Source organism: Pseudorhodoferax aquiterrae (assembly GCF_014652235.1).
Classification (GTDB): domain Bacteria; phylum Pseudomonadota; class Gammaproteobacteria; order Burkholderiales; family Burkholderiaceae_C; genus Pseudorhodoferax; species Pseudorhodoferax aquiterrae.
This window is the reverse complement of the sequence record NZ_BMYK01000003.1, coordinates 174993-194913: the sequence shown is the minus strand read 5'-3', so window position 1 is coordinate 194913 and position 19921 is coordinate 174993. Positions and strand designations below refer to the sequence as shown.

Below are 19921 nucleotides of genomic sequence, written 5' to 3'. Positions count from 1 at the left end.
GACGATGAACACCATCACACGCAGCCCCAGCGAGACGCTGGTGCTCCACGAGGGCTTCCTGGCCCGCCGCAACGGCTTCGACTGGCTGTTCGCCGTGCTGGTGCTGGCCGGCGGCGTGTTCGCGTTCTCGCGCTACCACGCGGCCATGGACATCTACGAGAAGTGGATCCTGGCCGGCGCCGTGCCCAGCCTGATCTGGCTGGGCTGGTTCTGGCGGCCGCTGCGCATGCTGATGCTGGTCGTGGCGGGGCTGGCGCTGCTGGCCATCGCCTCCTACCAGGTCGATGGCCGCGCCGACCTGGCCCGCGCCGACCAGGTGTTCTGGCTCAAGTACTTCCTGTCCAGCCAGTCGGCCATCCTCTGGATGAGCATGCTGTTCTTCATCAGCACGGTGTTCTACTGGGGCGGCATGGTCGCGCGCAACCCGGCCGCGGCGCTGGAGCTGATCGGCTCGCGCATCGCCTGGGCGGCCGTCACCATGGCCCTGGTCGGCACCATGGTGCGCTGGTACGAGAGCCACCAGATCGGCCCGGACATCGGCCACATCCCGGTCAGCAACCTGTACGAGGTCTTCGTGCTGTTCTGCTGGCTCACGGCGGCCTTCTACCTCTACTTCGAAGACCAGTACCGCACGCGCGCGCTGGGCGCCTTCGTGATGCTGGTCATCAGCGCGGCCGTGGGCTTCCTGCTCTGGTACACCGTGGTGCGCGAGGCGCACGAGATCCAGCCGCTGGTGCCGGCCCTCAAGAGCTGGTGGATGAAGCTGCACGTGCCGGCCAACTTCGTCGGCTACGGCACCTTCGCGCTGGCGGCCATGGTGGCCTTCGCCTACCTGATCAAACAGCAAGCCGGCGAAACCCGCTGGTGGCGCCTGGCGCCGCTGTGGGCGCTGGGCGTGGTGCTGTGCTTTGAGCCCATCGTGTTCCGCCAGGGCGGCGTGGAGGGCGGTAGCAGCTACTGGATGGTGTACTTCGGCGTCTCGGCGTTGATCGTGGCGGCCATCCTGTTCGGCCGGCGCCGCATCGCCGGGCGGTTGCCCGCGCTGGAGGTGCTGGACGACGTGATGTACAAGGCGATTGCGGTCGGCTTCGCCTTCTTCACGATCGCCACCGTGCTGGGCGCGCTGTGGGCGGCCGAGGCCTGGGGCGGCTACTGGAGCTGGGACCCGAAGGAAACCTGGGCCCTGATCGTCTGGCTCAACTACGCGGCCTGGCTGCACATGCGGCTCATGAAGGGCCTGCGCGGCACCGTGGCAGCCTGGTGGGCGCTGGTGGGCCTGGCCATCACGACCTTCGCCTTCCTGGGGGTCAACATGTTCCTGTCGGGCCTGCACAGCTACGGAACGTTGTGACGCTGTTTCGTCTCTGACGGCATCCAGCGCGGCGGTTTCTGCGTATGACTTCTCGGAAAGGATGCACGATGCTGATCAAGACGAATGCCGACGGATTTCTCCACCCGCATGCCAGCGAGATCACGCCGCAAAGCGTCTACCAGAGCCGGCGCGCGTTGATGCGCTGGATGGCCGGTGGCGCCGCGGGCGTGGCACTGGCGGGCTGGGCCCAGCGTGAGGCGCTGGCGCAGGTGGCACGGCCGGGCAAGCTCGCGGCGCTGCCGGGCGTGCGTTCCACCGTGGCCGGCGCGGTGACCATGGAGAAGCTGACCTCTTACGAGGACGCCACCAGCTACAACAACTTCTACGAGTTCGGCACCGACAAGGCCGACCCGGCGCGCAACGCGCACACGCTCAAGACCGACCCCTGGAGCGTGGAGATCGAGGGCCTGGTCAAGAAGCCCGGCAAGTACGCGCTGGAAGACCTGCTCAAGCTGTCGGCCCAGGAAGAGCGCATCTACCGCATGCGCTGCGTGGAGGGCTGGTCCATGGTGATCCCCTGGGTCGGCTATTCGCTGTCGGCGCTGATCCAGAAGGTCGAGCCGCAACCCGGTGCCAAGTACGTCGAGTTCCTGACGCTGGCCGATCCCAAGACCATGCCCTTCGTGGGCTCGCGCGTGCTGAGCTGGCCCTATGCCGAAGGCCTGCGCATGGACGAGGCCATGCACCCGCTCACGCTGCTGAGCTTCGGCATGTACGGCGAGGTGCTGCCCAAGCAGAACGGCGCGCCCGTGCGCCTAGTCGTGCCGTGGAAGTACGGCTTCAAGAACGCCAAGAGCATCGTCAAGATCCGCTTCGTCGACAAGGAGCCGGCCACGGCCTGGAACAAGGCCGCGGCCAACGAGTACGGCTTCTATTCCAATGTGAACCCCAACGTGGACCACCCGCGCTGGAGCCAGGCCACGGAGCGCCGCATCGGCGAGGACGGCCTGTTCGCCAAGAAGCGCAAGACGCTGCTGTTCAACGGCTACGAGGCCCAGGTCGGGCAGCTCTACGCCGGCATGGACCTCAAGAAGAACTATTGAAGTGCGCGTCCTGCTGCACCCTGCGGCCAAGCCGCTGGTGTTCGCGCTGTGCCTGCTGCCGTTCGTCTGGCTGACCTGGGGTGCGTTCGCGAACACGCTGGGAGCCAACCCGGCCGAGCACCTGATCCGCGCCACGGGCGACTGGACGCTGCGCTTTCTGTGCATCGTGCTGGCCGTCACGCCGCTGCGCCAGCTCGCGGGCTGGCCGGCCCTGGCGCGCTTTCGGCGCATGCTGGGCCTGTTCTGCTGGTTCTACGGCGCGCTGCACCTGCTCTGCTATGCCTGGTTCGACATGGGCTTCGAATGGCCCGAGATCGCGACCGACATCGCCAAGCGGCCCTTCATCCTGGTCGGCTTCCTGGGGCTGGTGCTGCTCACGCTGCTGGCCGCCACCTCGTTCAACCGCGCGATCAAGGCCCTGGGCGCCCGGCGCTGGCAGGTGCTGCACCGCGCGGTCTACGCGGTGGCCGGCCTGGCCATCCTGCACTTCTTCTGGATGCGCGCGGGCAAGAACGACTTTGCCGAGGTGGCGTTGTATGCGGCCATCCTCGGCGTGCTGCTGGCCTGGCGGCTGTGGCGCCGCTTCAGTCCGGCAGCAGCGACTCGCCGCGCATCTGCGCCTGCACGTCCTCGCGCGCGCGGATGAGGTGGGCGGCGCTGCCGTCGACCAGCACCTCGGCCGCCCGGCCACGCGTGTTGTAGTTGCTGGACATGCTCATGCAGTAGGCGCCGGCCGACAGCACGGCCAGCTGGTCACCGGGCTGCACGGCGAGCTTGCGGTCGCGGCCCAGCCAGTCGCCGCTTTCGCAGACCGGGCCGACCACGTCGTAGACCTCGGGCGTCTGCGTGCGCGGCGCCAGCGGCACGATCTGGTGGAAGGCCTGGTACATCGCCGGGCGCGGCAGGTCGTTCATGGCCGCGTCGACGATGCAGAAGTTCTTCTGCGCGCCGGGCTTCAAGTACAGCACCTCGGTCAGGCACAGACCGGCATTGCCGACCAGCGAGCGGCCGGGCTCGATCATGAGCAACCGGTCGCCATAGCCGCGCGCGTCGAGCTTGGCCAGCAGCTGCTGCCACAGGCCGTCGGCGGCCGGCGGTGCGTCGTCGCCGGGCGCACCGTAGACGATGCCCAGGCCGCCGCCGAAGTCGATGTGCTCGATGCGGATGCCGGCCGCCTCGATCGCGTCCACCAGGTCCAGCACCCGGTCCATCGCATCCACATATGGCGAGGCGTCGGTGATCTGCGAGCCGATGTGGCAGTCGATGCCGACCACCTGCAGGCCCGCCAGGCTGGCCGCGTGGCGGTACAGCGCGAGCGCCTCGTCGTGCGCCACGCCGAACTTGTTGCCCTTCAGGCCCGTGGAGATGTAGGGGTGGGTCTTGGCGTCCACGTCGGGGTTCACGCGGATGCTCACGCGCGCGCGGCTGCCATGGGCGCGCGCCACTTCGTCGAGCACGTCGAGCTCGGCCGCGCTCTCCACGTTGAAGCAGGCGATGCCATGGTCCAGCGCGAGGCGCATCTCGGCCCGGGTCTTGCCCACGCCCGAGAAGATCACCTTGGCCGGGTCGCCACCGGCCGCCAGCACGCGCTGCAGCTCGCCGCCCGAGACGATGTCGAACCCGCAGCCCGCGCGCGCGAACAGCTGCAGCACGGCCAGCGTGGAGTTGGCCTTCATCGCATAGCAGATCTGCGCGCGCCGGCCCGCGAAGCCGCGCTGGTAGGCGGCCAACGCGTCCAGCATCGATGCCTTGGAGTAGACGAACAGCGGCGTGCCGTGCGCAGCGGCCAGATCGGCCAGGCGCACGCCTTCGGTGTGCAGCGCGCCGTCGCGCTGGTGGACATGGGGATGGCCGGGCAGGGGCGTGGTGGTCATGGGGCAGGCAGCCAAAAGAGGAAGATGTTATGCAGGTCCAGCCCGCTGTGCCATGCGCAAAGAAAGGCCTGTGGTCGGCCTGGGCTTGAATTCAACGGCGCTGGCGCCGCCCGGCCTTCAGTTGCTCGGCAGCGGCAGCGGCTGGGTCGCCGGCGCGACCGGCGGCAGCACCTGGGCCTCGGGCGCTGGTGTGGCGGAGGCCGGCATCGACGGGCGCAGGGCCTGGCCCAGCGAGGCGCGGTTGCGCGCCGCAGGGTCCTTGGAGTAATACAGATCGCCCTTCTGGCCGCAGGCGGCAGCCAGCAGTGCCAGCAAGGCCGCACCTAGAATCTTTGGCAATGAGGACATCCGCGAAATTATGACCGACCCCGAATTCATGGACCGCGCCGAGCAGCTCCTGGCGGCCGTGGAAGCCAGCTGCGACCGCATCAACGACGAGAGCGATGCCGACCTGGACAACCAGCGCGTGGGCGGCATGGTCACGCTGGCCTTTGCCAATGGCAGCCAGATCGTCGTGAACCTGCAAAAGCCGCTGCACGAGGTCTGGCTCGCGGCGCAGTCCGGCGGCTACCACTACCGCTTCGCCGATGGCCAGTGGCGCGACACCAAGGGCGGCGCCGAGTTCTTTGCCCAGCTCTCGCGCGATGCGAGCGCCCAGGCTGGCCAGGCGCTCGTCTTCTCCTAGTTCCTGAACAGGTCGAGGATGCGGTTGCGCTCCTCGGCTGGCGGCGGCGCGGCCACCGTGCTGCCGTTGCCGTTGTTGCCCGGCACCGGCGCATCCAGGCCCAGGCTGTTGACGCCGGCGTTGTGGGCGTATTCCTCGTAGAACCACTCGCCGCCGCTGTTGACCACGCCCGGCGGTGGTGTCAGCGCCGCGACCGGCACGCCCTTGAGCGCGGTCTCCATGAAGTTGATCCACACCGGCAGCGACAGGCCGCCACCGGTCTCGCGCGAACCCAGGTTGCGCGGCTGGTCGTAGCCGATCCAGGTGACGGCGGCCAGCGTCGGCTGGTAACCGGCGAACCAGGCGTCGATGGCGTCGTTGGTGGTGCCGGTCTTGCCGTACACGTCGGGGCGCTTGAGCGTGGCCTGCGCGCGTGCGGCCGTGCCGCGCAGCGTGACCTCGTTCAGCAGGCTGTTCATCACGAAGGCGTTGCGCGCCGGGATGGTGCGCATGGATTCGTCGAGCACCGGTGGCTGGGTTTCCACGAGGACGCGGCCCTTGTGGTCGGTCACCTTGGCGATCAGCCAGGGATTGACGCGGTAGCCGCCGTTGGCGAACACCGAGTAGGCCGCCACCATCTGCATGGGCGTGACCGAGCCCGCGCCCAGCGCCATGGTCAGGTAGGCCGGGTGGCGCTCGGCTTCGAAGCCGAAGTGCGTGATCCAGTCCTGCGCGTTCTTGGCGCCCACGGCCTGCAGCACGCGGATGGAGATCATGTTCTTGGACTTGGCCAGGCCCGTGCGCAGCGTCATCGGGCCGTCGAACTTGCCGTCGTAGTTCTTGGGCTCCCAGGGCTGGCCGCCGGTGAAGCCCGCGTCGAAGAACAGCGGCGCGTCGTTGACCACGGTGGCGGGCGTGAAGCCCTTCTCCAGCGCGGCCGAATAGATGAAGGGCTTGAAGCTCGAGCCCGGCTGGCGCCAGGCCTGGGTGGCGTGGTTGAACTTGTTCTTCTGGAAGTCGAAGCCGCCCACCAGTGCGCGCACGGCGCCGCTGCGCGGGTCCATGGCCACGAAGGCGCCTTCGACCTCGGGCAGCTGGGTGATCTCCCAGGTGTTCTTGGGCGTCTTGACCGTGCGGATCACGGCACCGCGGCGGATCTTGATGTTGGGCGGCGCGGCGGCGGCCAGGCCCGACTGCGCGGGCTTGAGGCCATCGCCCGTGATCTCGACCTCGTCGCCGTTGCCGCGCACCGCGAGGATGCGCTTGGGCGTGGCCTCCAGCACCACGGCCGAGAGCACGTCGCCGTTGTCCGGATGGCCCAGCAGCACGTCGTCGATGGCGTCTTCGAGTTCGGCGCCGCCGGCCGGCAGCGTCACGAACTTCTCGGGACCGCGGTAGATCTGGCGGCGCTCGAAGTCCATGATGCCGCGGCGCAGCGCGTTGTAGGCCGCGATCTGCTCGCTGGAACTGAGCGTGGTGTAGACGTTCAGGCCGCGCGTGTAGGTGGCGTCGCCGTACTGCGCGTACATCAGCTGGCGCACGGTTTCGGCGACGAACTCGCCGTGCACGCGCGCACCCTCGTTGCCGGGACGGATGCGCAGCTCCTCGTTTTTGGCCTGCTGGGCCTGGGCGGCCGTGATGAAGCCGTTCTCCAGCATGCGGTCGATGATGTAGAGCTGGCGCACGCGCGCGCGGTTGGGGTTGCTGATCGGGTTGTAGGCGGAGGGGGCCTTGGGCAGGCCGGCCAGCATGGCGGCCTGGGCCACCGTGATGTCCTTGAGCGGGCGGCCGAAGTAGATCTCCGAGGCGGCGGCGAACCCATAGGCACGGTTGCCCAGGAAGATCTGGTTCATGTAGATCTCCAGGATCTTGTCCTTGGAGAGCAGGTGCTCGAGCTTGAAGGTCAGTAGGATCTCGTAGATCTTGCGTGTGTAGGTCTTCTCGGAGGAAAGATAGACGTTGCGCGCGACCTGCATGGTGATCGTGGAGGCGCCCTGGCTCTTCACGTTGCCCAGGTTGGCCAGTGCCGCACGGGCCACGCCCTTGTAATCCACCCCGCCATGCTCGTAGAAGCGGGCGTCCTCGATGGCCAGCACGGCGTCCTTCATGACCTGGGGGATCTCGGCGATCGGCATGAGGTTGCGGCGCTCCTCGCCGAACTCGCCGAGCAGCAGGTTGTCGGCCGAGTACACGCGCAAGGGCAGCTTGGGGCGGTAGTCCGCCAGGTCGGAGATGTCCGGCAGGTTCGGGTAGGCCACAGCCAGGGCGATGGCCACCATCAGCGCCAGGGCCGCGACGCCCGCCACCGCGATGCCCACCAGCCAGGCCAGCGCGCGGCCGACCCAGGCCCACGGGCTGCGCGGCGTGGAGGGGGCGGCATTGGCGGTGTCGCCGGGGGAAGACTTGGAAGGCATAAAGACTCGCGGGATGGCGCCGGTCGGGACCGGGCGCGGGCCGTCATTTTGCCCTGCCACCCGCGCGCCGCGGGATTCCCGCAGGGCGCCTGTCCACGCGCCGTTACAAATCCGGACCGCTGGTGCGGCCAGACGCGTCTGCTTTTACCAACGTCGCGCGCCCGGCGGCGTACACAAGCGGTTCCCGGTCCAAACTGTTGCTGATAGCATCCATAAAGCTTGTCAGTATTTGTAGCTATTTCTGAGCAATTCAGGGGCCTTGATTGATCTCTTTGGGGACGATGTTCAGCCGTAAACCGGCCCCGCTGCTGGGGATCGACATCAGTTCGTCCAGCATCAAGCTGGTGGAACTGGACCATGATCCCGCCGGGCGCCTGGTGCTGACGCGTTGCGCCATCGAACCGCTGGAGAGTGGCTGGATCACCGACGGCAACATCGAGAAGTTCGATGAGGTGGCGCAGGCGTTGCGCCGGCTCGTCAAGCGCAGCGGCACGCGCACCAGGAACGTGGCCATGGCGCTGCCGCCTTCGGCCGTCATCACCAAGAAGATCGCACTGCCCGGCGGCCTGACCGAGCAGGAGATGGAGTTCCAGGTCGAGTCCGAGGCCAACCAGTACATCCCGTTCTCGCTCGACGAGGTCAGCCTGGACTTTTGCGTCATCGGCCCCAGCAGGGGAGGCACCGGCGACGTGGAGGTGCTGATCGCGGCCTCGCGCAAGGAAAAGGTGCAGGACCGCCAGGGCCTGGCCGAGGCCGCGGGCCTGAACCCGGTGGTGCTGGACATCGAGTCCTTCGCCTCGCGGCTGGCCGTCGGCCGGCTGGTCGCGCAGCTGCCGAACGAAGGCGCGGGCCAGATCGTGGCCCTGTTCGAGATCGGCGCGATGACCACCAGCATGCAGGTGCTGCGCGATGGCGAGGTGCTGTACGACCGCGACCAGGCCTTCGGCGGCGCGCAGCTGACCCAGCTGATCGTGCGCCAGTACGGCTTCTCGGTGGAGGAGGCCGAGCAGAAGAAGCGCAGCGGCGAACTGCCCCCCGACTACGCCAGCAGCGTGCTCGCCCCCTTTGTCGAAGGCCTGTCGCAGGAGATCGCCCGGGCGCTGCAGTTCTTCTTCACGAGCACCCCGCACAACACGGTCGACCACGTGATGCTGGCCGGCGGCTCGGCGCCCCTGGCGGGGCTGACGGAGGCCGTCACGCTGCACTCCTCCTTCCCGTGCAGCTTGGCCAATCCCTTCGACGGCATGGAGATGGGCAAGGATGTGCGCACGGCGCGCATGGGGCGCGAGGCGCCTTCCTATCTGACGTCGTGCGGCCTGGCGCTGCGCAGGTTCCCATGAGCGCAGCGCCGGGTCGCCCCAAGCAAGCGCGCTCCCGCTCGGCGGGACAGGCTGCGGGCCGAAGGGTGCAGTCATGACGACCGTGCGCATCAACCTGCTGCCGCACCGCGAGGCGGCGCGCAAGGCCCGCAAGGAGGCGTTCCAGGTCATGCTGGGCGTGGCGGCCCTGGTCGGCCTGGCATTGGCCGGCGCGATCTACCTGTGGTTCCAGGCACGCATCGAGACCCAGCAGGAGCGCAACCAGTTCCTGCAGTCGCAGATCCAGGTGCTGGACGTGCAGATCAAGGAGATCGCCACGATCGAGCAGGAGATCACGGCGCTCACGGCGCGCCAGAAGGCGGTGGAAGATCTGCAGGCCGACCGCAACCTTCCCGTGCACCTGCTCAACGAGCTCGTCAAGCAGTTGCCCGACGGGGTCTACATCACCAGTCTCAAGCAGGACGACCAGGCCGTCACGCTGCAGGGCGTGGCCCAGTCCAACGAGCGCATCTCCGAACTGCTGCGCAACCTGGCCGAGAACACGCCCTGGCTGTCCAAGCCGGACCTGGCCGAGATCGTCGCCGGCAACGTGGCCCTGGGCGCGCGCGACAACCGCCGCGTGGCCAATTTCAACCTGCGTGTGCGCCTGGTGCGCGCCAGCGAGGTCGAGGCCGCTGCCAAAGCTGCTTCGGCGCCGGCCCCGGCGAAACCCTGAGGAAGCACTGCGCCATGGCGACCCCCTCCAAGAAGGCCCGCTCCCTCGATTTCGCCGCGCTGCAGGCCCAGGTCGCTGCGCAGTTCCGCAACCTGCATCCGTCCGATCCTTCGCAGTGGCCGCCGCTGCCGCGCGTGCTGTTGCTGGCCTTCGTGGCGGTGGCGGTGCTGGCCGTGGCCTGGTTCGCCTACCTGAGCAGCTTCGAAGACGAACTGGTCGCCGAGCAGAACAAGGAAGCGGAGCTGCGCCAGGCCTACGAGACACGCCTGGTCAAGGCCGTCAACCTGGATGCGCTCAAGAAGCAGCGCGAGCAGATCCAGCAGTACGTGACGCAGCTCGAGCGCCAGCTGCCCAGCAAGGCCGAAATGGCGGCGTTGCTGTCCGACGTGAACCAGGCCGGCCTGGGGCGCAGCCTGCAGTTCGACCTGTTCCGGCCGGGCCAGGTCGTGGTGCGCCCCTACTACGCCGAACTGCCGATCGCCCTGCGCGTGACGGGCCGCTTCCACGACATCGGGGCCTTCGCTGCCGACGTGGCCAACCTCTCGCGCATCGTGACCTTGAACAACATCGCCATCGTGCCCGCCCGTGATGGCACGCTGACCATGGACGCCACGGCGCGCACCTTCCGCTACCTGGATGCCGACGAAATCGCCGCCCAGAAGGCCCCGGCCAAGGGGGCTGGCAAGTGATCCGGCTGCCGCGCCTGGCCGGCCAGGTCGCACTGTTGGCGGCGACCGCATGGCTGGCGGCCTGCACCGGCAGCGACCAGGACGAATTGCAGCAATGGATGGCCGAGCGGCGCAGCCAGGTGCGCACCAAGGTGACGCCGCTGTCGGCGCCCAAGCAGTTCGTGCCGCAGGCCTACACGCAGGAAGCCTCCGTCGACCCGTTCAGCCAGCAGCGGCTGGCGTCGGTGCTGCGGCAGGACGCGGCGCCCAGCGCGACCAACAGCGGCTTGATCGGCCCCGAGCTGGCGCGCCGCAAGGAGCCGCTGGAGGCCTATCCGCTGGATTCCATGACCATGGTCGGCAGTCTGCGGCGTGCCGGCGCGCCGGTGGCGCTGGTCCGCGTGGACAACCTGCTGTACCAGGTGCGGGTGGGCGAACACCTGGGCCAGAACTACGGAAAAGTCACCAAGATCGACGAAGCGGAGGTGATCCTGCGCGAGATCGTGCAGGACGGCAGCGGTGAGTGGATCGAGCGGGCGGCGAGTCTGCAGCTGCAGGAGAAAGTCAAATGAACAAGCACAACCACCGTTCCGGCATTGTGGCGCGAGGCCTCGCAGCGTTCGGGCTGGCGCTGGCCTGCTGCGGCGTCTGGGCCGTGCCGGCGATCCAGTCGGTCACTGGCGCGGTGCAGAACGGCTCCGAGATCGTGCGCATCGACCTCAGCGAAGCCCCGGCAGCCCTGCCGGCCGGTGTGGCGATCCAGTCGCCGGCGCGCATCGCGCTGGACTTCGCCGGCGTGGCCAGCGCCATGCCGCGCACGCCCATCGACATCAACCAGGGCAATCTGCGCTCGGCCAGCGTGCTCAGCGTGGGCGACCGCTCGCGCGTTGTGCTCAACCTCAAGCAGGCCACCTCGTACAAGGCCTTGCTGCAGGGCAATACGGTGCTGATCGTGCTGGACCCGGTGGCCTCGGCTCTGCCGGCCAGCCCGGCACCCGTGTTCCCGGATGCTGGCGCGCAGGGCCGCGCGGCGCTGCGCGACCTCGATTTCCGGCGTGGTGCCGACAACACCGGCCGCGTGCTCGTGGGCCTGGGCAGCAGCCAGGTCGGCGTGGACGTGCGCCAGCAAGGCCAGAGCCTGGTCGTGGAGTTCCTCAATTCCTCTCTGCCCGAGGGCCTGCGGCGCCGGCTGGACGTGGGCGACTTCGGCACGCCCGTGCAGACCATCTCGACCTTCCAGGTCGGCGACCGCGTGCGCATGGTCATCGAGCCGCGCGGCAACTGGGAGCACAGCGCGTACCAGAGCGAAGGCCAGTTCGTCGTCGAGGTGCGGCCGCAGCGCGTCGACCCCAACCGCCTGAGCCAGGGGCCCGGCTTCAGCGGCGAGAAGCTCTCGCTGAACTTCCAGAACATCGAGGTGCGGGCCCTGCTGCAGGTGATCGCCGACTTCACCAACTTCAACGTGGTGACCTCCGACTCGGTCACCGGCGCGGTGACGCTGCGGCTCAAGGACGTGCCCTGGGACCAGGCGCTGCAGATCATCATGGATGCCAAGGGCCTGGGCATGGAAAAGAGCGGCAGCGTGCTGTGGATCGCGCCCAAGGACGAGATCGACGCGCGCAAGAAGAAGGACCTGGAGTCCGCCGCGGCGCTGGAGAACCTGGAGCCGCTGCGCACCCAGTCGTTCCAGATGAACTATGCGCGTGCGGTCGATATCGCCGCGCAGATCACCAATGCGAGCGCAGGCGGCACCGGCTCCACGGGCAACAGCCGCTTTCTGAGCACCCGCGGCACGGCCATTCCCGAGCCGCGCACCAACCAGCTGTTCGTGACCGACGTGGCGAGCCGGCTGGAGGCCGTCAACGAGCTGATCAAGAAGCTCGACGTGGCGGTGCGCCAGGTGCTGATCGAGGCGCGCATCGTCGAGGCCTCGGACACCTTCGGCAAGTCGCTGGGTGTACGCCTGGGGGGCGGCAACGGCAACGGCTACAGCATCGGCGGCGGCAACCGCATCGTGGCCGGCACCAGCTACAGCAACGCCACGGCCGCGGCGAACGGCAATGCCATCAACACCAGCAGCAACTTCGTGAACCTGCCGGCCACGGCCCAGGGCAGCGCGACGGAGGCGGCCAGTTTCGCCGTGTCGATCTTCCGCGAGGGCGTGGGCCGCTTCCTCACGCTGGAACTGTCGGCCATGGAAGCCGATGGCAAGGGCAAGGTGGTCTCGAGCCCGCGCGTGGTGACGGCCGACCAGACCAAGGCCTTGATCGAGCAGGGCACGGAGCTGCCCTACCAGGTCGCCACGTCCAGCGGCGCGACCTCGATCGCCTTCCGCAAGGCCAACCTCAAGCTGGAGGTGACGCCGCAGATCACGCCCGAGGGCAACATCATCCTGGACCTGGACGTGAACAAGGACAGCGTGGGCCAGAGCACCTCGGCCGGCTTCGCGATCAACACCAAGCACATCAAGACCCAGGTGCTGGTGGAGAACGGCGGCACGGTGGTGATCGGCGGCATCTTCGAGCTGACCGAGAACGACGACGTGACCAAGGTGCCGTTGCTGGGTGACATCCCGATCGCCGGCAACCTGTTCAAGAGCCGCACGCGCACCTCCAACAAGACGGAGATGCTGGTGTTCATCACGCCGAAGATGATCGCCGAGCGGATGGCAGGGCGCTGAGGCGGCGTTCTGCGGTCGACAGAATCACAAGAGGGAAGAGCTATGCGTTGGATGCGATACCTGGCGGCGGTGGCCGCGGCTGGATTGGTGGCGGCTTGCGGGGGGGGCGGGAGTTCCACCGGGAGCAGTGGCAGCAACGGTGGCGGGACCGCAACGCCGACGCTGACCTTGAGCATCGTCAACAGCACTGGTGCGGCAGTGACGAGCGTCAGCGTGGGTGGCGCATCGACGGTCCGCGGTACCTTGCGGGATTCGTCTGGTGCCGCAGTTGCCGGCCGACTTGTCACTTTCACGGTCTCTGACGAAGCGATCGCAACACTGTCGCCAGCAACGGCACTGACAGATGCTTCCGGCGTCGCCCAAGTGAGCGTCGAACCTGCTTCGCTGTCCGCGCGCGGTGCCGCTACGGTGACGGCCAGCGCAACGGTTGGAGAGTCGCCGGTGACCGGCAGCACCGATTTTTCAGTCTCCGCGTCCAGCCTTGCGCTGTCGGCACTGTCGATCAGCTCGACTTCTCTGGTTTCGGGTGGAAACGCCACCGTGTCCACGACCGCAAGCATCGCAGGTGTGGCGGCCGGCTCGACGCCGGTCAATGTTGCGTTCTCTGCCTCTTGCGGTCGGATCGATGGTCAGGACACCAGCGCAGGCAGCTTCAGCAAGACAACCAACGGCAGCGGTGTTGCCTCGGTGACCTATTCGTCTGTCGACGGCGCTGGGCAGCCTTGCAGCGGTACCGTGACAGTGACTGCATCCAGTGCTGGTGCGTCGGCGCAGACGGGCACACTGACCGTGGCGGCGCCCGTGGCCAACACGGTGACGTTCGTCGATGCCACGCCGCAGCAGATTTTCGTTGCCGGAAGTGGCGCAGCTGAGCAGGCCGTGCTCCGGTTCCGTGTGCTGTCGTCCGTTGGCACATCACTGGCCAGCGTCCCTGTCCAGTTGAGCATCGAGACCAATCCTGGGGGCGTCGGACTTGACGCTTCTGGTTCAACGGCGGCTGTCACGAAGACCAGCGATGCCGATGGATATGTGTCAGTCTCTGCGTTCTCGGGCACCATTCCTGGTGCTGTCAAGGTGCGTGCAGCATTGGTCAGCAGCCCGACGGTGTTCGCGGAGTCTCAGTTCCTGACGGTTGCATCAGGCCCTCCGTCGCAGCGATTCATGAGTCTGTCGGCTGGCCAGGCTGCCCTGGAAGGCTGGGCGATCGATGGAACGTCCACGACGCTGACGGTACGTTTGGCTGATCGCCAAGGCAATGCGGTTGAAGATGGTACGGTCATCAACTTCACGGCGGAAGGTGGTCAGGTCGCGCGTAGCTGTGCGACCACCCGCACCAACAACATCTCGTCCTGTTCCGTGACATTCGTGACGCAGAACCCACGCCCAGCCGGTGGGCGCGCTTCGGTGCTCGCGTACACCGAGGGCACCAAGGATTACGTTGATGCCAACGGCAACAACATCTTTGACGCCGGCGACAGCTTGGTCCAGATCGGCGATGCGTACCGTGACGACAATGAAAGCAATGCCTTCGATGCTGGCGAGTTCGTGGTGCCGCGTGGCGCGAGCGGGGCGTGTGCAGGGGCGGGTGGTGCTTTCCCGTCCCGGGCCAACACCTGTGACAGCGGCCTCGCCACGACCGTGCGTCAGCAGGCCGTGTTGCTGTTCGCTTCCACCTCGCCAGCGACACCTTCGTTTGTCACGACGCGCAGCAGCGTGAGCTTCCGCCTGCGGAGCGCTGATAATCCGTTGTTGCCAATGCCAGCGGGTACCCGGGTCACGGCCACGACTTCGCCGACGACCTGCCTGATCGACAACATAGGCGGGACGCCTTTGGCGGATGTGCGTCCAGCGCCCGGTAGCCCGTCCGAGGATCTGGCCAGCTTGGTGGCGCTGTCTCTTAGTGGCTGTGCTGCCGGCAACACCGTGACGATCACGGTCACTGCTCCTTCGGGCTTGGCCACGACGTTTCCTGCTGTGACATTGCCATGAGGTTTTTGTTTGAACATCGCGCTTGTTGGCATGCCCGGTTCGGGCAAGTCGACCGTCGGCCGCCAACTTGCGCGCCGGCTCCAACTCCCCTTCGTTGACGCCGACCAGTGGGTCGAGCAGCGTCTTGGCTGCTCGATCCGCGAGTACTTCGAGCGCGAGGGCGAGGCCGGCTTCCGCGACTTCGAGCAGCAGGCGCTGGCCGACATCACGGCCAGCGGTCCTGCCGTGATCGCCACCGGCGGCGGGGCCGTGCTGCGCGAGGCCAACCGCGCCTGCCTGCGCCAGAACACGCGGGTCTTCTACCTGTTCGCCACGCCCGAGGAGGTCTACCGGCGCCTGCGCCACGACCAGGTGCGGCCCTTGCTGCAGGTGGCGGATCCGCAGGCCCGCTTGCGTGAACTGTTCGCGCAGCGCGATCCGCTGTACCGCGAGACGGCGCACGAGGTCATCACGATCGGCCGTCCTTCCACCGCGGCCCTGGTCAACACCATCGCCGGCCTGGTGCAGCAGCAGGCCGGCTGAGGGCCGCGGCTTACACTTGGCGCCCTCATGGACGCCACCCTTTCCGCCCCTCCCACGGCCCAGGTGCAGATCGCGCTGGGCGAGCGCAGCTACCCGATCGCCATCGGTGCGGGCTTGTTCGACCAGCCCGGCACCTATGCCGCCGTGCCCCAGGCCGCGGCGGCGCTGATCGTCACCAACACCACGCTGGAGCCGCTCTACGCGCAGCGTTTGCAGCAGGCGCTGGCCGGCCGCTTCCGTGCGGTGCACACCGTGGTGCTGCCCGATGGCGAGGCCTACAAGACCTGGGAAACGCTGAACCTCGTCTTCGACGCGCTGCTGTCGCGCGGCTGCGACCGCAAGACCGTGCTGTTCGCACTGGGCGGCGGCGTGGTGGGTGACATCACGGGTTTCGCAGCCGCCAGCTACATGCGCGGCGTGCCCTTCGTGCAGGTGCCGACCACGCTGCTGGCCCAGGTGGATTCCTCGGTGGGCGGCAAGACGGCCATCAACCATCCGCTGGGCAAGAACATGGTGGGCGCCTTCTACCAGCCGCAACTGGTGGTCTGCGACCTAGACGTGCTCAAGACCCTGCCGCCGCGTGAGCTCAGCGCGGGCCTGGCCGAAGTCATCAAGTACGGCCCGATCGCCGATGCGGCCTTCCTCGACTGGATCGAGGCGAACGTCGATGCGCTGCGCGCGGGCGATCCGGCCGCGCTGGCCCATGCCGTGCAGCGCAGCTGCGAGATCAAGGCCGATGTCGTCGGCCAGGACGAGCGCGAAGGCGGGCTGCGCGCCATCCTGAATTTCGGCCACACCTTCGGCCATGCGATCGAGGCCGGCATGGGCTATGGCGCCTGGCTGCACGGTGAGGGCGTGGGCTGCGGCATGGTCATGGCGGCGCGGCTGTCGCAGCGCCTGGGCCTGCTCGACGCGGCGCAGGTCGAGCGGCTCACGCGCCTGATCGAGCGGGCCGGCCTGCCCACGGTCGGCCCTGTCCTGGACGCCCAGGACAACGCCGGCCGCTACCTCGAACTCATGCGCGTGGACAAGAAGGCCGAGGCCGGCGAGATCAAGTTCGTGCTGATAGCCGGCATCGGCCGCGCCGTCGTGCGCGGCGCGCCCGATGCTCTCGTGCGCGAAGTCATCGCCGCCTCCTGCGTCTGAGCCATGCAGGGCGTGCTGGCTCCCTACGCCTGCGACCCGGCTGCGAGCCGGGGCCGCCGGCATGCCGAGGCGCCCGCGCCCACCCGCACCGAATACCAGCGCGACCGCGACCGCATCGTGCACTCCACCGCGTTCCGGCGCCTGGTCTACAAGACCCAGGTGTTCCTGAACCACGAGGGCGACCTGTTCCGCACGCGGCTCACGCATTCGTTGGAGGTGGCGCAGCTGGGCCGCTCGATCGCGCGCTCGCTGAAGCTCAACGAAGACCTGGTCGAAGCCATCGCGCTCGCGCACGATCTGGGCCATACGCCCTTCGGCCATGCCGGGCAGGACGCGCTGAACGCCTGCATGGCTTCGTTCGGCGGCTTCGAGCACAACCTGCAAAGCCTGCGCATGGTCGACGAGCTCGAGGAGCGTTACCCACGCTACGACGGGCTGAACCTCTCGTTCGAGACGCGCGAGGGCATCCTCAAGCACTGTTCGCGCGCCAATGCCGAGCGGCTGGAGGCCGCGTTTCCGGGCGACGTGGGCCTGCGCTTCCTCGAGCGCACCCAGCCCAGCCTGGAGGCGCAGCTGTGCAACCTGGCCGACGAGATCGCCTACAACGCGCACGACATCGACGACGGCGTGCGCTCGGGTTTGCTGGTGATGGAGCAGCTCGAGGAGGTGCCCTTGTTCGACGACTTCCGCCGTGCCACGCTGCGCGAGCATCCGGATCTGACCGGCCGCCGGCTGCTGTACGAAAGCATCCGCCGCATGCTGAGTGCCCAGGTCTACGACGTGATCGACGCGAGCAACGCGGCGCTGGCGCAGGCACAGCCCGGCAGCGCCGACGCGGCCCGCCGCTGCGCGCCGCTGATCGGCTTCGGTGAAGCCATGCGCGATGCCTCGCAGCAGCTCAAGCGCTTCCTGATGCGCAACCTGTACCGGCATGCGCAGGTGGTCGAGGTCACGGGCCGGGCCAAGGCGGTCGTGCAGGCGTTGTTCGCGGCCTACCAGCAGGTGCCGGCCGAGATGGCCGGTGGCTTCGCCGAGCGCGCCGCCACGCGTTTCGCGGCCGTGGGCATGGCCGGCCAGGCCCGCGTCGTGGCCGACTACATCGCCGGCATGACCGACCGCTTCGCCGCGCGCGAACACGAGCGCCTGACCGGACAGCGTTTGCTCGGATGAGTGCTGCCATGCCATCTGAAGACGTGGTCCGCGCCGACACCCAGCGCTGGCTGGAGCGCGCCGTGATCGGCCTGAACCTGTGCCCCTTCGCCAAGGGCGTCGTGGCCAAGGGCCAGCTGCATGTGGCCGTCAGCGACGCGCGCGACGAAGATGCCGTGCAGGCCCGGCTGCGCGACGAGATCCGCGACCTGCTCGCGCTCGATGCCCAGGTGCGCGACACGACGCTGCTGGTGCTGCCGCTGGCGCTGCCCGACTTCCTGGACTTCAACGACTTCCTCGACCGCGCCGACGCCGTGCTCGACGAACTCGACGCCGTGGGCGAACTGCAGATCGCGAGCTTCCATCCCGACTACCAATTCGCCGGCACCGACCCCGACGACGTGACCAACTGCAGCAACCGCGCGCCATACCCCATGCTGCACCTGCTGCGCGAGGACAGCGTGGAGCGCGCCGTCCAAGCCTTCCCCGACGCCTCGGACATCTTCGAGCGCAACATGGCCACGCTGGAGAAGCTCGGCGCCGAGGGCTGGGCTGCGCTCGGCGTCGGTGCCACCAAGGAATCCCCATGAAACGCCCAGCCGTTGATCCAGCCGCGGCCCTGGCCGCCGAGCTGCGCCCCGGCCAGTCCATCGAGCTGCTCAAGGAGCTGCACATCCTCACGCGCGAGGGCAGGCTGAACCAGGACGCGCGCCGCAAGCTCAAGCAGGTCTACCACCTCGTGCAGTTCATCGAGCGCGAGATGCGCGAGGGCTTCGCGCCCGACGCAGCCATCACCCTGGCCGACCACGGCGCGGGCAAGTCCTACCTGGGCTTCATGCTCTACGACCTCGTGTTCGGCCAGCGGCCGGGCCATGTCTACGGCATCGAGACGCGCGGCGAACTCGTCGACAGGTCGCGCGCGCTGGCCGAGCGGCTTGGCTTCGGCCGCATGTCCTTCCTCCACCTCAGCGTGGCCGAAGCCGGCGCCTCGGACCAGCTGCCGCCGCGCATCGACATCGTCACGGCCCTGCACGCCTGCGACACCGCCACCGACGACGCGATCCGTTTCGGCCTGCAGAAGGAGGCGGCCAGCATGGTGCTGGTGCCCTGCTGCCAGGCCGAGGTGGCGGCCAGCCTGCGCCAGCACAAGGCGCTGGCCCTGGCACGCACGCCGCTGGCCGAGCTCTGGCGCCACCCGCTGCACACGCGCGAGATCGGCAGCCAGCTCACCAATGTACTGCGCTGCCTGTACCTGGAGGCCTGCGGCTACCAGGTCACGGTGACCGAGCTCGTGGGCTGGGAGCACAGCCTCAAGAACGAGCTCATCGTGGCGCGCAAGACCGGCCGCGGCAAGCGCAGCGCGGCCGAGCGGCTGGGCCAGCTGCTCGAGGAGTTCGGCCTGCAGGCGCTGCGCGACAGCCGCTTCGACCTGCTGCCCGCGTAAACATGTTGCCCCCACGCTCATCGCTTCGCGTATCGCTGCCCCCCGAGGGGGCGCGTCAGGGGCTTCGGGCGGCCGGGCGCCCCTGACCTATGGCCCGCCTGCCCCGCCTGTCCCTGGCCGGCCAGGTGCACCATGTGCTGCAACGCGGCAACAACCGCCAGCCCATCTTCACGCAGGCCGAGGAGCACCTGGCCATGCTGCAGCTGCTGGCGCAGGAATGCCGCGCCGCCGGCGTGGCGGTGCATGCCTACGTGCTGATGCCCAACCACTTCCACCTGCTGCTGACGCCGCCGGAGGAGGGCGCGCTCTCGCACGCCTTGCAGGCCGTGGGACGCACCTATGTGCGCCGCTTCAACCTGGCCCATGGCCGCAGCGGCACGCTGTGGGAGGGGCGCTACCGCTCCACGGTGCTGCAGCCCGAGCTTCACCTGCTGCCCTGCATGGCCTATTTCGACCTGAACCCCGTGCGCGCGTCGCTGGTGCAGGCGGCGCAGGACTACCCCTGGTCCAGCCACGGCCACTACGCCGGGCTGCGCAACGATCCCTGGCTGGCGCCGCCGCCAGCCTACTGGGCATTGGGCAACACGCCGTTCGCGCGCGAGGCGGCATACGCCAGCATGGTGCACGAGGGCGTCACATCGGCGCAGCAGGATGCACTGACGCGGTCCGTTCTGGGCGGCTGGGTGTTGGGGGATGCCAGCTTCGTCGCGCGGCTGCAGCAATCCGCACCGCGCCGGCTCACGCCCAGCCAGCCCGGCCGCCCGCGCAAAACCGCCTGAGTTCCCTCTGCGCGGTGTACACAACAGCGCTACCGCGGCCGGATTTGATGTGTCCCCAAATAATTTCTGATGGAAAAACTCAAGTTTTAAACGGTATCTGACCCCATTTATTCTGCTTGGCATCCTTGTTGCAACGCACTATG

At 68.2% G+C, this 19921-nt stretch carries 19 protein-coding genes; 16 read left to right on the top strand and 3 right to left on the bottom strand.

The window, feature by feature from the left end:
- The first annotated feature begins 4 nt into the window (after positions 1-4).
- The 3 genes from ccsB (at position 5) to msrQ (ending at position 3061) form a co-directional block, all read left to right on the top strand.
- Positions 5-1351, top strand: coding sequence for a c-type cytochrome biogenesis protein CcsB (gene ccsB / locus IE209_RS06230; RefSeq protein ID WP_189686098.1), 1347 nt, complete (start codon positions 5-7; stop codon positions 1349-1351).
- 68 nt (positions 1352-1419) lie between these two features.
- Positions 1420-2415 carry a protein-methionine-sulfoxide reductase catalytic subunit MsrP gene (gene msrP / locus IE209_RS06225; protein WP_189686097.1) on the top strand — a complete coding sequence of 332 codons (996 nt, stop codon included), beginning with the start codon at positions 1420-1422 and terminating at the stop codon, positions 2413-2415.
- Between the two features lies 1 nt (position 2416).
- Entirely contained in the window at positions 2417-3061 is a 645-nt protein-coding gene (msrQ, locus tag IE209_RS06220; protein ID WP_189686096.1) for a protein-methionine-sulfoxide reductase heme-binding subunit MsrQ, read from the top strand.
- Here msrQ and lysA read toward each other — a convergent pair.
- Together lysA and lptM are read right to left on the bottom strand one after the other, a co-directional pair.
- A complete protein-coding gene (gene lysA, locus IE209_RS06215; RefSeq protein ID WP_189686095.1) occupies positions 3000-4289 on the bottom strand; it encodes a diaminopimelate decarboxylase in 1290 nt (429 codons plus the stop codon). The two genes, msrQ and lysA, sit on opposite strands and share 62 nt — an antisense overlap.
- Before the next feature lie 117 nt (positions 4290-4406).
- Complete coding sequence (gene lptM / locus IE209_RS06210; protein WP_189686094.1) at positions 4407-4628, bottom strand: LPS translocon maturation chaperone LptM; 222 nt, start codon at positions 4626-4628, stop codon at positions 4407-4409.
- 19 nt (positions 4629-4647) lie between these two features.
- On the opposite strand from lptM, the gene cyaY reads away from it, so the two are divergent.
- Positions 4648-4974, top strand: a complete 327-nt coding sequence (gene cyaY / locus IE209_RS06205; protein WP_189686093.1) for an iron donor protein CyaY — start codon at positions 4648-4650, stop codon at positions 4972-4974.
- On the opposite strand, the gene IE209_RS06200 is transcribed toward cyaY, so the two are convergent.
- Entirely contained in the window at positions 4971-7367 is a 2397-nt protein-coding gene (locus tag IE209_RS06200) for a penicillin-binding protein 1A (RefSeq protein WP_189686092.1), read from the bottom strand. The genes cyaY and IE209_RS06200 overlap by 4 nt on opposite strands.
- A 281-nt stretch (positions 7368-7648) precedes the next feature.
- On the opposite strand from IE209_RS06200, the gene IE209_RS06195 reads away from it, so the two are divergent.
- The 12 genes from IE209_RS06195 to IE209_RS06140 all read left to right on the top strand — a co-directional run bounded on the left by IE209_RS06195 (position 7649) and on the right by IE209_RS06140 (position 19778).
- Entirely contained in the window at positions 7649-8707 is a 1059-nt protein-coding gene (locus IE209_RS06195; RefSeq protein WP_373305292.1) for a pilus assembly protein PilM, read from the top strand.
- Positions 8708-8780: 73 nt separating this feature from the next.
- Positions 8781-9401, top strand: coding sequence for a PilN domain-containing protein (locus IE209_RS06190; protein ID WP_189686091.1), 621 nt, complete (start codon positions 8781-8783; stop codon positions 9399-9401).
- Positions 9402-9415: 14 nt separating this feature from the next.
- On the top strand, positions 9416-10090 hold the full coding sequence (locus IE209_RS06185; protein ID WP_189686090.1) for a type IV pilus inner membrane component PilO: 675 nt from the start codon (positions 9416-9418) through the stop codon (positions 10088-10090).
- Entirely contained in the window at positions 10090-10641 is a 552-nt protein-coding gene (locus tag IE209_RS06180; RefSeq protein WP_373305301.1) for a pilus assembly protein PilP, read from the top strand. Before IE209_RS06185 ends, IE209_RS06180 begins: the two co-directional genes overlap by 1 nt.
- Positions 10638-12749: a type IV pilus secretin PilQ gene (locus IE209_RS06175; RefSeq protein WP_189686089.1), complete on the top strand. Its 2112-nt coding sequence runs from the start codon at positions 10638-10640 to the stop codon at positions 12747-12749. The genes IE209_RS06180 and IE209_RS06175 overlap by 4 nt, the downstream gene beginning before the upstream one ends.
- Positions 12750-12917: 168 nt before the next feature.
- Complete coding sequence (locus IE209_RS06170; protein WP_189686088.1) at positions 12918-14738, top strand: Ig-like domain-containing protein; 1821 nt, start codon at positions 12918-12920, stop codon at positions 14736-14738.
- 9 nt (positions 14739-14747) lie between these two features.
- Positions 14748-15260, top strand: a complete 513-nt coding sequence (locus tag IE209_RS06165; protein ID WP_189686087.1) for a shikimate kinase — start codon at positions 14748-14750, stop codon at positions 15258-15260.
- 27 nt (positions 15261-15287) lie between these two features.
- Entirely contained in the window at positions 15288-16406 is a 1119-nt protein-coding gene (aroB, locus tag IE209_RS06160) for a 3-dehydroquinate synthase (protein ID WP_189686086.1), read from the top strand.
- A 3-nt stretch (positions 16407-16409) separates the two neighbouring features.
- Positions 16410-17576, top strand: a complete 1167-nt coding sequence (locus IE209_RS06155) for a deoxyguanosinetriphosphate triphosphohydrolase (RefSeq protein ID WP_189686085.1) — start codon at positions 16410-16412, stop codon at positions 17574-17576.
- Between the two features lie 8 nt (positions 17577-17584).
- The gene (locus IE209_RS06150) at positions 17585-18145 is read left to right on the top strand and encodes a DUF1415 domain-containing protein (protein ID WP_229882709.1); all 561 of its coding nucleotides are present in this window, start codon (positions 17585-17587) and stop codon (positions 18143-18145) included.
- On the top strand, positions 18142-18999 hold the full coding sequence (locus IE209_RS06145; protein WP_189686083.1) for a class I SAM-dependent methyltransferase: 858 nt from the start codon (positions 18142-18144) through the stop codon (positions 18997-18999). Before IE209_RS06150 ends, IE209_RS06145 begins: the two co-directional genes overlap by 4 nt.
- An 89-nt stretch (positions 19000-19088) precedes the next feature.
- Positions 19089-19778 (top strand): transposase, encoded by a 690-nt coding sequence (locus tag IE209_RS06140; RefSeq protein ID WP_189686082.1) that lies wholly within the window; start codon positions 19089-19091, stop codon positions 19776-19778.
- Positions 19779-19921 lie beyond the last annotated feature (143 nt).

Excerpts from the sequence above, each read along its gene's own strand:
- ccsB (WP_189686098.1), top strand. The coding sequence starts at position 5 with ATGAACACCATCACACGCAGCCCCAGCGAGACGCTGGTGCTCCACGAG.
- msrP (WP_189686097.1), top strand. The coding sequence starts at position 1,420 with ATGCTGATCAAGACGAATGCCGACGGATTTCTCCACCCGCATGCCAGC.
- lysA (WP_189686095.1), bottom strand. The coding sequence starts at position 4,289 with ATGACCACCACGCCCCTGCCCGGCCATCCCCATGTCCACCAGCGCGAC.
- cyaY (WP_189686093.1), top strand. The coding sequence starts at position 4,648 with ATGACCGACCCCGAATTCATGGACCGCGCCGAGCAGCTCCTGGCGGCC.
- IE209_RS06200 (WP_189686092.1), bottom strand. The coding sequence starts at position 7,367 with ATGCCTTCCAAGTCTTCCCCCGGCGACACCGCCAATGCCGCCCCCTCC.
- IE209_RS06195 (WP_373305292.1), top strand. The coding sequence starts at position 7,649 with ATGTTCAGCCGTAAACCGGCCCCGCTGCTGGGGATCGACATCAGTTCG.
- IE209_RS06190 (WP_189686091.1), top strand. The coding sequence starts at position 8,781 with ATGACGACCGTGCGCATCAACCTGCTGCCGCACCGCGAGGCGGCGCGC.
- IE209_RS06185 (WP_189686090.1), top strand. The coding sequence starts at position 9,416 with ATGGCGACCCCCTCCAAGAAGGCCCGCTCCCTCGATTTCGCCGCGCTG.
- IE209_RS06175 (WP_189686089.1), top strand. The coding sequence starts at position 10,638 with ATGAACAAGCACAACCACCGTTCCGGCATTGTGGCGCGAGGCCTCGCA.
- aroB (WP_189686086.1), top strand. The coding sequence starts at position 15,288 with ATGGACGCCACCCTTTCCGCCCCTCCCACGGCCCAGGTGCAGATCGCG.
- IE209_RS06155 (WP_189686085.1), top strand. The coding sequence starts at position 16,410 with ATGCAGGGCGTGCTGGCTCCCTACGCCTGCGACCCGGCTGCGAGCCGG.
- IE209_RS06150 (WP_229882709.1), top strand. The coding sequence starts at position 17,585 with ATGCCATCTGAAGACGTGGTCCGCGCCGACACCCAGCGCTGGCTGGAG.
- IE209_RS06145 (WP_189686083.1), top strand. The coding sequence starts at position 18,142 with ATGAAACGCCCAGCCGTTGATCCAGCCGCGGCCCTGGCCGCCGAGCTG.
- IE209_RS06140 (WP_189686082.1), top strand. The coding sequence starts at position 19,089 with ATGGCCCGCCTGCCCCGCCTGTCCCTGGCCGGCCAGGTGCACCATGTG.